Source organism: Kitasatospora sp. NPDC030952, assembly GCF_055571335.1.
On the sequence record NZ_JBVIFM010000001.1, the window covers coordinates 807,490 to 820,625 of the forward strand.

Sequence of the window (13,136 nt, forward strand, 5' to 3'; positions counted from 1 at the left end):
CCCGTGCACTGAGGAAGAGGACCCCCATGAGCATCGACCCGTCGTCCATCCCGTCGTTCGGCGCGCCCCAGGGCGGCCAGCCCGGCGGCCAGGGCGGCCGGCCGGCCGGCCCTCCGCCGATCATCGTCCCGGACCAGGCCCTGGTCACCCAGCTGCTCGACCAGATGCAGCTCAAGCACGTCGTGGACGAGGAGGGCGACCTCACCGCCCCCTGGGAGGGCTTCCGCGTCTACTACATGTTCCGCGGCGAGCAGAAGGAGCTCTTCGCGGTGCGCGCCTTCTACGACCGCTCGTACCCGCTGGAGAAGAAGGGCGAGATCCTCGACCTGATCGACGAGTGGAACCGCGAGACCCTCTGGCCCAAGGTGTACACCCACACCCACGAGGACGGCGTGGTCCGCCTGATCGGCGAGGCCCAGATGATCGTCGGCACCGGCGTCAACCTGGACTACTTCGTCACCACCACCGCGAACTGGACCCAGGCCGCGGTCGGCTTCGAGCAGTGGATCGTCGAGCGCCTCGGGCTGCAGAACGAGATCGAGGGCGAGGACGGCGAGGGCGAGGACGGCGAGGAGGCCTGATCCCGGCCCCGGCGCGCACCCCTGCGGCCCGGTCCCCGGCACGGCCGGGCGCCGGGCCGTACCCGTTTCCGTACCCCCGCACCGCCGGGCCGTCCTTGTCCCCCGCCCCCGGCTGCCCCAGGATGGCCCTGACGACGAGCCGTGAGGAGCCACCGATGGGTACCAGGCCGCTGCTGAACCGCCGATTGGCGGGCATGGGGACGACGATCTTCGCCGAGATGTCCGCCCTGGCCACCGCCACCGGCTCGATCAACCTCGGCCAGGGCTTTCCGGACACCGACGGGCCCGAGGAGGTCCGCGAGGCCGCCGTCCGGGCCCTGCGCGAGGGCCGCGGCAACCAGTACCCGCCCGGCCCCGGCGTCCCCGAGCTGCGCACCGCCGTCGCCGAGCACCAGCAGCGCTTCCACGGCCTGTCGTACGACCCGGACACCGAGGTGCTGGTCACCGCCGGCGCCACCGAGGCCATCGCCGCCGCCCTGCTCGCCCTGCTGGAGCCCGGCGACGAGGTGATCGCCCTCGAACCCTTCTACGACTCCTACGCCGCGTGCATCGCCATGGCCGGCGCCACCCGCCGCCCGCTCACCCTCCGGGCCCCGCACTTCCGCCCCGACCTGGACGAGCTGCGCGCCCTGATCACCCCGCGCACCCGGCTGCTGCTGATCAACACCCCGCACAACCCCACCGGCACCGTCCTGACCGCCGAGGAGCTGGCCGCCATCGCCGCCCTCGCCGTCGAGCACGACCTGCTGGTGGTCACCGACGAGGTCTACGAGCACCTGGTCTTCGGCGCCACCCACCACCCGCTCGCCGCCCTTCCCGGCATGCGCGAGCGCACCGTCACCATCTCCTCGGCCGGCAAGACCTTCTCCTTCACCGGCTGGAAGGTCGGCTGGGTCACTGGGAGCCCCGCCCTGGTCTCCGCCGTCCGCACCGCCAAGCAGTACCTCACCTACGTCAGCGCCGGGCCCTTCCAGTACGCCGTCGCCGAGGCGCTCCGCCTCCCGGACAGCTACTTCGACACCCTGCGCACCGACCTGCGCCGCAAGCGCGACCTGCTGCTCGACGGCCTCACCGCGGCCGGCTTCCGGGCCTTCACCCCCGAGGGCACCTACTTCGTCACCACCGACATCACCCCCCTCGGCGAGAAGGACGGCATCGAGTTCTGCCGCGCCCTCCCCGAGCGCTGCGGCGTGGTCGCGATCCCCAACGCCGTCTTCTACGACGACCCCGACGCGGGCCGCAGCCAGGTGCGCTTCGCCTTCTGCAAGAAGGACGAGGTGCTCACCGAGGCCGTCGCCCGCCTGCGACGGCTCTGACCGAACGCACGGTGGACGAGCGCGCTCAGCCGCCCGGGGCGACCAGACCGGACTCGTGGGCGAAGACCACCGCCCGGGCCCGGTCGCGCAGGCCGAGCTTGGTCAGGATGCGGCTGACATGCGTTTTGCCGGTCTGCTCGGCGAGACCGAGGTCAGCGGCGATCTCGCTGTTGGCCAGACCCCGGGCGACGAGCAGGAGGACCTCGGTCTCCCGGGGGCGGCCAGCAGCGCGCCGAAGCAACCACGTCAGACCCCTGCGGCCGTACCGAGCAGACGGACGGCCAGCCGCCGCTGGGCGACGACGAGCACCCGGAACACCGGCAGCAGGATCGCCAGGGTGAGCAGCCCGACCCCGAAGTGCGCGGCCCACGCGCCGACGAGCGTCGGACCGCCCCAGGCCTGGCTCACGTCCCGCCCCCACACCGCCAGCGGGTAGCAGACCCCCCGGGCCAGGAAGTCGGCCCACAGCGCCCCGGTGAGCAGACCGGCGAGGACCTGCAGCGGCAGCGCCAGCACGCCGTGACCCAGGACCCGCACCAGCCGGCCCCGCTCGGCCTCGTCGATCCGCGCACCCAGCAGCCCTGCCGCGAGCCCGCGCTGCATCCGGTAGGCGACCCGCGATCCGCCGAACAGCGCGAGCGGCAGGGCCACCAGCCCGACCGGCAGTGCCGCGACGGCGTACGCCGAGCTGCGCCAGTCGTAGCTTGCGCGAAGCCAACCTTCCTTTGCAGCAGGCGACTTGGCGGCGAACCCGGAATGCGTGGCGAGTGCCATGAGGTGTTTCTCCCTGCGGGGGCGATCGGTTGGCTTGAGCCTAGATTTCGCCCGCTCTCGCCCACGTCCCTCCACGGAGGCAACCTCGACCCCCTACCGGGGTAGCGGGTCCACCTGAGCAGGCGTCGGGGGACGGGCCAGCCCCTCCACGGCCGCCTGGCCGCCGTACCACTTGGCGAAACGGGCGAACCGTACAGCGGCGGCCATCGCACCCCTCCCCCTCGGTTCCGTCCACCCGCCCACCCGGCATATCCGCTGGTCAGCGGCCGATCAGGCGGTCCGCACGACGATGCGGCGGAGCGACGAGTTCCGCAAACCCTCTGCCGTCCGCCCGCCTCAACGTCCTTGTCACCATGAAGAGTTGGGCGATCACACCGTCCGGCACCGGCACCGGCCGAGCGCCATGACCTAGCACGCCGGCGCGACCACCGGCAGGCCGTCGCCGCCCATAGCCCGGGGGCGGGGCGGTTTGTGCAAAGGGGTCGGGTGCTCCGGGGGTGCGGTGCGTGCAGACGGCGCTCGAATAGGTTTCGCGCGCCCCCTGTTGGGCGGGTCCAATTCTGGCCCGGCGGTCGTGCTGATTGGCTCTCAACTTCCGTGGGTGGCAAGCTTCTTTGCTGCCGGTGAGGCAAACCGGGCGACCCGTCCGGCACGCCGGGGCGGCCCTCCGCGGCCGGTGCGTCGAGGGCGGCGGCGCGTGTAGCGCGCGAACAGCGCACTACCGGCGCACACGGCGCACGGGCCGGTTGCAGGGGCGCGCGCTGTGCAGAGTCGCACACCGGGTCGATCAGAGCCGGGAAGCAGGTGTGCTCGAAACGGTGAATGCTTGACAAAGTTGGGTAAATCACCGACGGACCCGGCGTATTCATGCTTCTCTGCTGCTGAATCTCCAGCCGGAATCCTTCCTTCCACGGTCGGCCGCGCCCAGGGCCGCACAGCCACGAACAGCCTCGCCATCGGCCCAGGCCTACTCGATGCTGCTCGGCGGGCGCGCACGGAGCTGAAACGCGGAGCCGAGCATGCTCACCACACTGCAGACCTCCTACACGGACACCCGCGCCGGTGACCTCGCCTGGTGCCTCGGCGGCGAGCCGCTGCCCGCTCTCGCCGTCCGCGACCTGAGACTCGACACCGACCGCCCCGGCACCTCCGGCACCCTCCAGCTGCGGCTGCTGGGCGCCTCGCACCAGGTGGTGATCTCGGCCGGCCCCGGCGAGTGCCTGGAGACCGTCGCCTGCCTGCCCGGCCGCCGCACCCCGCTGCCCGCCCGGGTGGCCAAGCAGGTCGGCGGCTGGGAGTACGAGTTCGCCGCCCGGATCGAGGCCCTGCCGCCGCACGACTTCGCGGCCCGCGCCCAGGAACTGCTGGCCCTGGTCGAAGGGCACCCGCGCGGCCTCGCCGGAGTCTTCCCGGGGGACCCGAGCGCCTTCACCGCGCTCGTCACCCAGGGCGGTACGGACCGGCTGCTCTGGCGGACCTGGCACGCCTACCCGCAGGAGGGGCAGCTGGTCTGCACCCGCTCCTCGCTGGTGGTGTCGAGGGCGTGACCACCGACGGACCGGGCGCCCAGAGCCCGGGCGGCACCGCCGATCCGGTCATGCACCACCCGGCACAAGCCTACGAATCGCACGCAGGAACGATTCGTCAATCCGACGGCCCCCGCTGTCCGTCGGATGGGCGCAGCGATCCGTCCCGCACGTCCCCTAGCGTTTGTTCGTGATCAACCATCCGGCCGGTCCGCCCGCACGCCCGCGAGTGGACCTCGACGACGGCACCCCACCCCGGCCCGGGCGAAGCCTCACCCCCCTGCCCACCCGCCGTCGATCCCGGCTGCGCTCCCGACCCCGGCTCGCCCGGCTGACCGTCCTGCTGGCCGCCTTCGTCTGCGCGGCCTGCGGACTCGTCTACGAACTCGAACTCGTCGCGCTCGGCGACTACCTACTCGGGGACGCCGTCACCCAAACCTCCGTCGTGCTCTCCGTCATGGTGTTCGCGATGGGCCTCGGCTCCCTGCTCGCCAAACGGCTCACCAGCCGACCCGCCACCGCCTTCGCCCTGGTCGAATGCGCCCTCGCGCTCACCGGCGGACTCTCCGTCCTCGCCCTCTACTCCTGCTGGGCCTGGATCGGCCGCTACCAGGCCGCGATGGTCGGCCTCACCTGCCTGATCGGCATCCTGATCGGCGCCGAGATCCCCCTGCTGATGACCCTCATCCAGCGGATCCGGCGCGAGGACGCCGGCCGCGCCGTCGCCGACCTGTTCGCCGCCGACTACGTCGGCGCGCTGGTCGGCGGCCTCGCCTTCCCGTTCCTCATCCTCCCCCTCCTCGGCCCCGGCGACGGCGCGCTGCTCACCGGGGCCGTCAACGCCGTCGCCGGGGCGGCCGTGGCACTCTGGCTGTTCCGCGAGGAACCCGCCCCCCGGATACGACGGTTGCTCTGGGCCGGCTGCACCCTCGTCCTCGCCCTGCTCGCCGCCGCCGCCGTCGGCTCCGACGCGATCGAACGCGCCGCCCGGCACGCCCTCTACGGCGACCAGGTCCGCTACGCCACCCGCAGCCGCTACCAGGAGATCGTGCTCACCGGCCCCGCCGAAGGCCCGCTCCGGCTCTACCTCGACGGACGGCTCGCGGTCTGCGGGCCCGACGAGTACCGGGGCAACGAAGCCCTCGTCCACCCCGCCATGGCCGCCGGGCCGGACACCCGGGTCCTGCTCCTCGGCGGCGGCGACGGCCTCGCCCTGCGGGAGGTGCTGAAGCACCGGGGCGTCCGCAGCGTGCGGCTGGTCGACGCCGACCCGGCACTCCCCCGACTCGCCCGCACCGACCCCGGGCTCGCCGCCCTCGGCGACCACTCCCTGGACGACCCCAGGGTCCGCACCACCGCAGCCGACCCGATGGCCTGGCTGCGCGGCGCCCCCGACGAGGAGTACGACGTGGTGCTCGCCGACCTGCCCGCGCCCTCGGACGGCGGACCGGTCAAGTTCCACTCCCAGGAGTTCTACGGCCTCGCCGCCCGGCTGCTGGCCCCCGGCGGCCGGATCGCCGTCCGCGCCGGAGGGGGCGGCGGGAACGACGGGAACGGCGGGAACGGCGAGGTCAACGGCGGGGTCAACGACGGGAGCGGCGAGGTCAACGACGGGAACGGCGGGGCCGACGACGGGCTCTGGCGGATCGAGTCGGGCCTCCGGGCGGCCGGACTGCGGACCACCCCGTACGCGGTCCCGGGCAGCGCCACCGCCGACTGCCGCCCCGGCCCGCCGGACACCGCCCAGGACTTCCTGCTCGCCGCCGCCACCCCGCCCCCGCTCACCCTCGCCCCCGACGCCCCGTCACCCCGCGCCCTCACCCCTGACACCCTCCACGCCTCCAGCACCCGCCTCACCGCCCTCCGCCCACCCCATCCCCCGGCCCCACTCACCCTCCTGGGCCCCCGCTGACGGAACCGCCGGAGGTGGTCGGGCGGAGGGCGGTGAGGCGGGTGGACACACCGGGCGGGGTTCCGGGTGGGGCGGGAAACAGGCGGGCGGACACCCCGACGGAGACCGATAGGGCCCACCGGCCGCTGCGGGCAGGGAAACGGGCGGATCGACACCCCGCTGACGGGACCCCCGGAGGTGGGTCGGGCAGCGGGCGGTGGGCGGTGAGGCGGGTGGACACCCCCGGGTGGGGTTCCGGGTGGGGCGGGAAACAGGCGGGCGGACACCCCGACCGAGACCGATACGGCCCACCCGCCGCTGCGGGCAGGGAAACGGGCGGATCGGCACCCCGCTGACGGGACCCCCGGAGGTAGGCGGGCAGCGGGCGGAGGGCGGTGCGGCGGGTGACACCCCGGGCGGGGTTCGGGGTGGGGCGGCAAACAGGTGGACGGACACCCCGACCGAGACCGATAGGGCCCACCCGCCGCTGCGGGCAGGGAAACGGGCGGATCGACACCCCGCTGACGGGACCCCCGGAGGTGGGTCGGGCAGCGGGCGGAGGGCGGTGAGGCGGGTGGACACCCCGGGCGGGGTTCGGGGTGGGTGGCGCGGGGCGCAGGGGTGTGGAGGGCACTGGTGGGGTCGGGAAAGTCGGCGGTGGTGGGTAGGGACCGGGCCGGGTGCAGTCGGTAGGCTCCGTGGCATGGAGCATGAGGTTGTCGTCCCGATGTCCGCAGAGCTGGTGCGGCAGGCCCTGCAGGATCCCGCGCTGCTGGCGCGGAGCGTGCCGGGGCTGAGCACCGAGCCGGCCGCGGTCGGGGCCGGGCTTGCGGAGGAGATCGGCGGGCGGCTGAAGCTGCGGATCGGCGGCTCCACGATCACCTACAAGGGTGTGCTGTCGCTGATCGAGGGCCGGGGCGGCGTGCTGACCGTGCTCGCCGAGGGGCAGGAGGCCCGGGGTGACGGCGAGGCGACCGCCACCGTGCGGGTCAGCGTCGCGGAGGGCGCCGAGGACGGCACCGCGGCGGTCCGCTTCACCGGCGACCTGAGCGCCACCGGTCGGCTGACCGAGTTCGACGCCGAGACCCTCGACGCCACCGGTCGCCGCCTGCTGGAACGCTTCGCCGTCGCGCTCACCTCCCCGGACGCCCCGGTGGAGGGCGACGAGGAGCCCGCCGACGGGACGACGGACGAAGCCGGGACCGGCGCCGAGGACGCGGCCGACACCGGCACCGACACCGACACCGACACCGGCACGGACGCCGAGGTCGTCTTCATCGAGGACCGCCAGGACCAGCCCGGCGACGACCTGGACGACGACCTCTCGGACCTGATCGCCTTCTCCGACGCCGACGCCGAGCGCTTCGGCCTCCCCACCGGCTCGGCCGCCGACGACGAGGACGACGCGGACGACGTCGACGAGCACGACGAGGCGGACGCCGGCGACGGCGGCCCCCAGGACGGGGTGGCCGAGGAGCTCCCGGTCGAGCCGCTCTTCGCCTACGAGGACGAGCCGGAGCTCAGCGGCCCGGTCCGCCGCAGCATCGTCGGCCGTTCGGCCGAGGAGGTGGACCACGCCCCGCCGCGCGGCCGCTACGCCCCGGCCCTGCCGGCCCGCAGCGCGCGGGCCCGGGCGGCGTCCCGCTGGGGCGGCGAGGCCGGCGGCATCGTGGTGCCGGGCGCGGGTGGCCGCAGCGCGGTGCCGTGGGTGATCGGCGGCTCGGTGGCCCTGCTGGGCGGCGCCGTGGTGCTGGTCAGGGCACTGCGCCGGCGCTAGTCGCGAGCGCCCCCCGAGCGTTCAGGCCCTAGACTGAACGCTCATGAGCAACGACCGCGACGCCCTGCTGGCACAGATCAAGGACAAGGCCGTCGTGCACGGCAAGGTCACCCTTTCCTCCGGCAAGGAGGCCGACTACTACGTCGACCTGCGCCGGATCACGCTGGACGGCGAGGCCGCCCCGCTGGTCGGCCGGGTGATGCTGGACGCGACCTCGCACCTGGAGTACGACGCCGTCGGCGGTCTGACCCTGGGTGCCGACCCGGTGGCCGCCTCGATGCTGCACGCCGCCGCCGCGCGCGGACAGAAGCTGGACGCCTTCGTGGTCCGCAAGGCGGGCAAGGCGCACGGCCTGCAGCGCCGGATCGAGGGCCCCGAGGTGAAGGGCCGCCGGGTGCTGGCGGTCGAGGACACCTCCACCACCGGCGGCTCGGTGCTGACCGCCGTCGAGGCGCTGCGCGAGGCGGGCGCCGAGGTGGTCGGCGTCGCGGTGATCGTCGAGCGCGGTGGCGCGGGCGCCGTCGAGGCGCAGGGCCTGGCGTACGTGACCGCGTACACCCTGGACGACCTGGGCCTCTGACCCGTACGGGGACTCCGAACAGCACGAAGGGCCGGGCCCTGTTTCACGTGAAACCACGTGGAACGGGCCCGGCCCTCTGTCGTGAACGCCGTGGAGGCCGTCGGCACTGCGAAGGCCGTGAACGCCGTGGAGGCCGTCGGCACTGTGAAGGCCATGAACGCTGTGATGGCCGTCGAGGCCGCAGCAGGGGCTCAGCCGCGCCGGTGCCGCCCGCTGCCGCTCTGCGCCGCGTCGGCGGCCGGGGTCTCGACCAGGCCGGCCTTCTTCTTCCGGCGCTCCCGCATGACCTCGACCAGGATCGGCGAGATCGACAGCAGCACGATCAGCAGCACCGCCGGGATCAAGTACTTGTCGATCACCGGGGCGAGGGCGTCGCCGAAGAAGTAGCCGATCAGCAGCATGGACTCGGTCCACAGCACGCCGCCGATGACGTTCCAGACGAAGAAGGTCCGGGCGGGCATCTCCAGGGTGCCGGCCACCGGGTTCAGGAAGGTCCGGATGATCGGCATGAAGCGGGCCAGCACCACGGCCTTGCCCGAGCCGAACTTGTTGAAGTACTCCTCCGCCTTCACCACGTACTCACGGCGGAAGATCTTCGAGTCGGGCTTGTCGAACATCCTCGGCCCGACCTTGGCCCCGATCAGGTGCCCGAGCTGGGCTCCGGCGACCGCCGCGATCGGGCAGCCGACGAGCAGCACCGCGATCGGCAGCTTCGCGCCGTCGCCGAGCACCGAGGAGGCCGCGTTCGAGGCGGCGACGCCTGCCAGGATCAGCAGCGAGTCACCCGGGAAGAAGAAGCCGACCAGCAGGCCGGTCTCCGCGAAGATGATCGCGATCAGCCCGATGGCGCCGAGGGACGAGATCAGGGATTTGGCGTCGAGCAGATTGACGGCCAGCTGGTTGTAGTCCACGGGCGCAGGATAGCGGGCGTACCTTTCCGGCGACTTCCGGCCAAGCCCCGCGGGCCCGGTCCGGGCGGGCCGACGGGTTCCGGCCGAGCCGTCCCGTGCGACGTCCCGACAGGCGGGCTCCTGCTGACCTGCGGGCACGAGTCTGGGAAGATGGCCCAGGCGTCCGGTCCGCGGCGGCCCACCACCCTCAGGGCCCTACCGCGGAGGTCGCCTCGAACCTTGGTGCCGGAGAGCCACACCGCAGCGCCGCGCGTCGGCGGGCCGGCACGGAGTCGTCACGAAGGCGTACACAGCGTCGGACAGCACCGTCCGTACGCCGCAACCCGACAGGAGCGGATCGCATGCCCATCGCAACTCCCGAGGTCTACAACGAGATGCTGGACCGGGCCAAGGCGGGCAAGTTCGCCTACCCGGCCATCAACGTCACCTCGTCGCAGACCCTGCACGCCGCGCTGCGTGGTTTCGCCGAGGCCGAGAGCGACGGGATCATCCAGATCTCGACCGGTGGCGCGGAGTTCCTGGGCGGCCAGCACAACAAGGACATGGTGACCGGCGCGGTCGCGCTCGCCGAGTTCGCCCACATCGTCGCCGCCAAGTACGACATCACCGTCGCGCTGCACACCGACCACTGCCCGAAGGACAAGCTGGACGGCTACGTCCGCCCGCTGCTGGCGGTGTCCGCCGAGCGCGTGGCCAAGGGCGAGAACCCGCTGTTCCAGTCGCACATGTGGGACGGCTCGGCCGAGACCCTCGCCGACAACCTGGCGATCGCCCAGGAGCTGCTGGCCCAGGCCGCCGCCGCGAAGATCATCCTCGAGGTCGAGATCACCCCGACCGGTGGCGAGGAGGACGGCGTCACCCACGAGATCAACGACGAGCTGTACACCACCGTCAACGACGCCGTGCGCACCGCCGAGGCGCTGGGCCTGGGCGAGAAGGGCCGCTACCTGCTGGCCGCCTCGTTCGGCAACGTGCACGGCGTGTACAAGCCGGGCAACGTCGTGCTGAAGCCGGAGCTGCTGCGCGAGCTGCAGGACGCGATCGGCAAGCAGTACGGCAAGACCGACCCGTTCGACTTCGTCTTCCACGGCGGCTCGGGCTCCACCGCCGAGGAGATCGCCACCGCGCTGGAGAACGGCGTCGTGAAGATGAACCTGGACACCGACACCCAGTACGCCTTCACCCGCCCGGTGGCCGGCCACATGTTCGCCAACTACGACGGCGTGCTGAAGGTCGACGGCGAGGTCGGCAAGAAGAACACCTACGACCCGCGCACCTGGGGCAAGCTGGCCGAGGCCGGCATGGCCGCCCGCGTGTTCGAGGCCGCCGAGCAGCTGCGCTCGGCCGGCAAGCGCCTGAAGTGACAAACGTCTGACGTGACAAGCGCCTGAAGTGACGGGCGCCTGACGTCACCGGCCCCGGAGCGACGGGCGCCTGAACCGACCGTGCCCCCGGTGGATGATCCACCGGGGGCACGGTCGTGTCCGGGTCCCTACAGCTCGGACGACTGCTTGAGCTCGGTGTACGCCTCCGCACTGCTGTCCTTCAGGAACTGCCAGCAGCGGGCCTCCTCCTCGGTCTCCTTGATCGCGCCGGCCGCCCGGGCGAGCGCCGCCAGGCAGCGCAGGAAGCCGCGGTTGCCGCGGTGGTCCCACGGCACCGGGCCGTGGCCCTTCCAGCCGGCGCGGCGCAGCGCGTCCAGGCCGCGGTGGTAGCCGGTGCGGGCGTAGGCGTAGGACTCGACGTGGCGGCCGGCCACGTAGGCGTCGTCGGCGAGCATGGCCCAGCCGAGGCAGAAGGCCGGGAATTCGGCGACCACCTGGGTCGGTGAGGCCGACTCCTCCGCCAGCATCCGGTAGGGCTGTTCGTCCTCCGGCAGAAGGGTCGGTTCGGGGCCGTCGAGAAGATTCTTGTGAATCGCCATGGAGTGCAGTCTGCCATCCGGGGCCCTGGGGTCAACCGCCCGGCCGTGATCGGGCGCCCGCTCGACCGGTACGGGGCCGGGGTCCGCGCAACGCCCGGCTCGCCCCGGAGGTTGCATACCGGGTATATGGACATTCACCCGTTCGCCATGCCAGGGTGTGGCTCGTGCCCGCAGCCAGATCCGCCCGCAGGCGAGCCACTCCACCCAAGAACGCTCGCAACAGACGCCGCCGGTCACGCCGCAGGATCAGCCCTGGCATGCTCACGGCAATGATCGCCTCCGTCGTCCTGCTGGGCGTCGCGGCCTTCGCGCTGAACGGCTCCACGGACACTCCGGCCCCCGCCACCACCCAGGCCCGGGTCGCCCCGCCCGCCGAACAGTCGCCCGGCACCGCGTCAGCGTCGGCGACACCCACCAGCGCGCCCACGGCGACCCCGACGCCGACCCCGACGCCCACCGCTCCGGACCCCGGCCCCACCAAGGGCTCGGGCACCTTCAGCATCGCCCCCGCCAGCGCCAAGGCGGTCGGCCGCGGCACCGTGCGCCGCTACCGGGTGGAGGTCGAGGACGGCATCGGCATCGACGCCGCGTCCGCCGCCGCCCAGATCCACGGCATCCTCGGCGACCGCCGCGGCTGGACCAACGACCGCAAGAACGCCTTCCAGCTGGTCGCCGGCGGCTCGTACGACTTCACCGTGAAGATCGCCTCCCCGGTCACCGTGGACAAGATCTGCGGCGCCTCCGGCCTGGACACCCACGGCGAGGTCAACTGCAACGTCGGCAACCAGGTGCTCGTCAACTCCAAGCGTTGGAACACCGGTTCACCCCAGTTCAGCGGCCCGCTGGACGAGTACCGAGCGCTGATCATCAACCACGAGGTCGGCCACCGGATCGGCCACGGGCACGAGACCTGCCCCGGCCCCGGCAAGCCCGCGCCCGCGATGATGCAGCAGATCTACGGCCTCAAGGGCTGCGCGCCGAACGCCTGGCCGTACTCGGCCGAGGGCACCTACCTGAGCGGCCCGGCCGTCCCCTAGCGTCCGTCCGGCGGACCTTGCCGGACGGACCCCGGCGGTACGGACCGGAACGGAGTTGAGACCTGATCGGCGATCCCCCGGCACAACCAGCGCCTACCCTGCGGTCATGACCGCTGCCCAACGCCGAAAGCTCACCGCCGTGTTCGCCGCCGCCGGGATCGCCCTGGGCGCCGCCGCCTGCTCGTCCTCGTCCGACACCGGGGCGGGCGGCGGGGCACTGTCCTACGACCGGGTCCGGTCGACCGCCCTGGACCTGGTGAAGAACAAGTCCACCAGCTGCCCGTTCGGCCTCGACCTCGCGAAGGCGACGGCCGCCGCCGGGATCAGCGGCACCGTCGCCCCCGCCGTGACGGACGGGCGTTCCGTCACCGGCAACACCGGCGACGGCGTGCCCGCCCAGCCCTGGCCGTCGGCGGTCAGCCACCCGCCGACCATGCCCGAGATGCCGGCCACGCCGCCGAACGCCCAGATCACCTGCTCGTACACGGTCGGCCCGTCCACCGTCGACCTCGAACTGCTGGCCGTGCCGAAGAACGACTACGGCGTCAGCATGATGCTCCCCGCGATCCAGCGCGCCGGGCTGCTCAGCGTGGATCAGCTGACCCAGTTCTCCACCGACCGCCCCTCCGTCGGGCAGACCAGGATCACCCCGGGCCAGGGCACGGCCGCCGTCGCCCGGATCGCGCTGCACGGCGACGGCGACCTGGTGCTGATGCTCGACCAGAACACCACCGTCCAGGACACCCGGAACCCGGCCCTGGCCGGCGAACCCCTGCGCAAGACCGCCGAGAACCTGGCCGGGCAGCTGCACTAGCCAAG

The 13,136-nt window shown here is 73.0% G+C and carries 12 protein-coding genes and 1 pseudogene; 9 read left to right on the top strand and 4 right to left on the bottom strand.

The window, feature by feature from the left end:
* Positions 1–26 precede the first annotated feature (26 nt).
* Positions 27–581, top strand: a complete 555-nt coding sequence (locus ACZ47G_RS03760; RefSeq protein ID WP_380454241.1) for a type III secretion system chaperone family protein — start codon at positions 27–29, stop codon at positions 579–581.
* 155 nt (positions 582–736) lie between these two features.
* Positions 737–1,897, top strand: coding sequence for a pyridoxal phosphate-dependent aminotransferase (locus ACZ47G_RS03765; protein ID WP_465739802.1), 1,161 nt, complete (start codon positions 737–739; stop codon positions 1,895–1,897).
* 25 nt (positions 1,898–1,922) lie between these two features.
* Here ACZ47G_RS03765 and ACZ47G_RS03770 read toward each other — a convergent pair.
* Positions 1,923–2,204 (bottom strand): annotated as a pseudogene (locus ACZ47G_RS03770) (response regulator transcription factor); the annotation flags it as partial.
* Positions 2,144–2,671, bottom strand: coding sequence for a hypothetical protein (locus ACZ47G_RS03775; RefSeq protein ID WP_465739803.1), 528 nt, complete (start codon positions 2,669–2,671; stop codon positions 2,144–2,146). The pseudogene ACZ47G_RS03770 and the gene ACZ47G_RS03775, both read right to left, overlap by 61 nt.
* A gap of 1,019 nt (positions 2,672–3,690) precedes the next feature.
* On the opposite strand from ACZ47G_RS03775, the gene ACZ47G_RS03780 reads away from it, so the two are divergent.
* The 4 genes from ACZ47G_RS03780 (at position 3,691) to pyrE (ending at position 8,445) form a co-directional block, all read left to right on the top strand.
* Entirely contained in the window at positions 3,691–4,218 is a 528-nt protein-coding gene (locus tag ACZ47G_RS03780) for a DUF2617 family protein (protein WP_465739804.1), read from the top strand.
* 169 nt (positions 4,219–4,387) lie between these two features.
* A complete protein-coding gene (locus ACZ47G_RS03785; protein ID WP_465739805.1) occupies positions 4,388–6,109 on the top strand; it encodes a polyamine aminopropyltransferase in 1,722 nt (573 codons plus the stop codon).
* Between the two features lie 682 nt (positions 6,110–6,791).
* The gene (locus ACZ47G_RS03790) at positions 6,792–7,865 is read left to right on the top strand and encodes an SRPBCC family protein (protein ID WP_465739806.1); all 1,074 of its coding nucleotides are present in this window, start codon (positions 6,792–6,794) and stop codon (positions 7,863–7,865) included.
* Positions 7,866–7,908: 43 nt separating this feature from the next.
* The gene (gene pyrE / locus ACZ47G_RS03795) at positions 7,909–8,445 is read left to right on the top strand and encodes an orotate phosphoribosyltransferase (protein WP_465739807.1); all 537 of its coding nucleotides are present in this window, start codon (positions 7,909–7,911) and stop codon (positions 8,443–8,445) included.
* A 191-nt stretch (positions 8,446–8,636) separates the two neighbouring features.
* Here pyrE and ACZ47G_RS03800 read toward each other — a convergent pair whose 3' ends face one another.
* Positions 8,637–9,356 carry a DedA family protein gene (locus tag ACZ47G_RS03800; RefSeq protein WP_465739808.1) on the bottom strand — a complete coding sequence of 240 codons (720 nt, stop codon included), beginning with the start codon at positions 9,354–9,356 and terminating at the stop codon, positions 8,637–8,639.
* A gap of 341 nt (positions 9,357–9,697) precedes the next feature.
* Here ACZ47G_RS03800 and fbaA point away from each other — a divergent pair, with 341 nt between their 5' ends.
* Positions 9,698–10,720 (top strand): class II fructose-bisphosphate aldolase, encoded by a 1,023-nt coding sequence (gene fbaA / locus ACZ47G_RS03805; RefSeq protein ID WP_188307415.1) that lies wholly within the window; start codon positions 9,698–9,700, stop codon positions 10,718–10,720.
* A 128-nt stretch (positions 10,721–10,848) separates the two neighbouring features.
* Here the strand turns inward: fbaA and ACZ47G_RS03810 are convergent, their stop codons facing one another.
* Positions 10,849–11,280: a DUF3151 domain-containing protein gene (locus ACZ47G_RS03810; protein ID WP_380454229.1), complete on the bottom strand. Its 432-nt coding sequence runs from the start codon at positions 11,278–11,280 to the stop codon at positions 10,849–10,851.
* A gap of 257 nt (positions 11,281–11,537) precedes the next feature.
* On the opposite strand from ACZ47G_RS03810, the gene ACZ47G_RS03815 reads away from it, so the two are divergent.
* On the top strand, positions 11,538–12,317 hold the full coding sequence (locus ACZ47G_RS03815; protein WP_465739809.1) for a DUF3152 domain-containing protein: 780 nt from the start codon (positions 11,538–11,540) through the stop codon (positions 12,315–12,317).
* Positions 12,318–12,423: 106 nt separating this feature from the next.
* On the top strand, positions 12,424–13,131 hold the full coding sequence (locus ACZ47G_RS03820) for a hypothetical protein (RefSeq protein ID WP_465739810.1): 708 nt from the start codon (positions 12,424–12,426) through the stop codon (positions 13,129–13,131).
* Positions 13,132–13,136: the final 5 nt, after the last annotated feature.

Excerpts from the sequence above, each read along its gene's own strand:
- ACZ47G_RS03760 (WP_380454241.1), top strand. The coding sequence starts at position 27 with ATGAGCATCGACCCGTCGTCCATCCCGTCGTTCGGCGCGCCCCAGGGC.
- ACZ47G_RS03765 (WP_465739802.1), top strand. The coding sequence starts at position 737 with ATGGGTACCAGGCCGCTGCTGAACCGCCGATTGGCGGGCATGGGGACG.
- ACZ47G_RS03775 (WP_465739803.1), bottom strand. The coding sequence starts at position 2,671 with ATGGCACTCGCCACGCATTCCGGGTTCGCCGCCAAGTCGCCTGCTGCA.
- ACZ47G_RS03780 (WP_465739804.1), top strand. The coding sequence starts at position 3,691 with ATGCTCACCACACTGCAGACCTCCTACACGGACACCCGCGCCGGTGAC.
- ACZ47G_RS03790 (WP_465739806.1), top strand. The coding sequence starts at position 6,792 with ATGGAGCATGAGGTTGTCGTCCCGATGTCCGCAGAGCTGGTGCGGCAG.
- pyrE (WP_465739807.1), top strand. The coding sequence starts at position 7,909 with ATGAGCAACGACCGCGACGCCCTGCTGGCACAGATCAAGGACAAGGCC.
- fbaA (WP_188307415.1), top strand. The coding sequence starts at position 9,698 with ATGCCCATCGCAACTCCCGAGGTCTACAACGAGATGCTGGACCGGGCC.
- ACZ47G_RS03810 (WP_380454229.1), bottom strand. The coding sequence starts at position 11,280 with ATGGCGATTCACAAGAATCTTCTCGACGGCCCCGAACCGACCCTTCTG.
- ACZ47G_RS03815 (WP_465739809.1), top strand. The coding sequence starts at position 11,538 with ATGCTCACGGCAATGATCGCCTCCGTCGTCCTGCTGGGCGTCGCGGCC.
- ACZ47G_RS03820 (WP_465739810.1), top strand. The coding sequence starts at position 12,424 with ATGACCGCTGCCCAACGCCGAAAGCTCACCGCCGTGTTCGCCGCCGCC.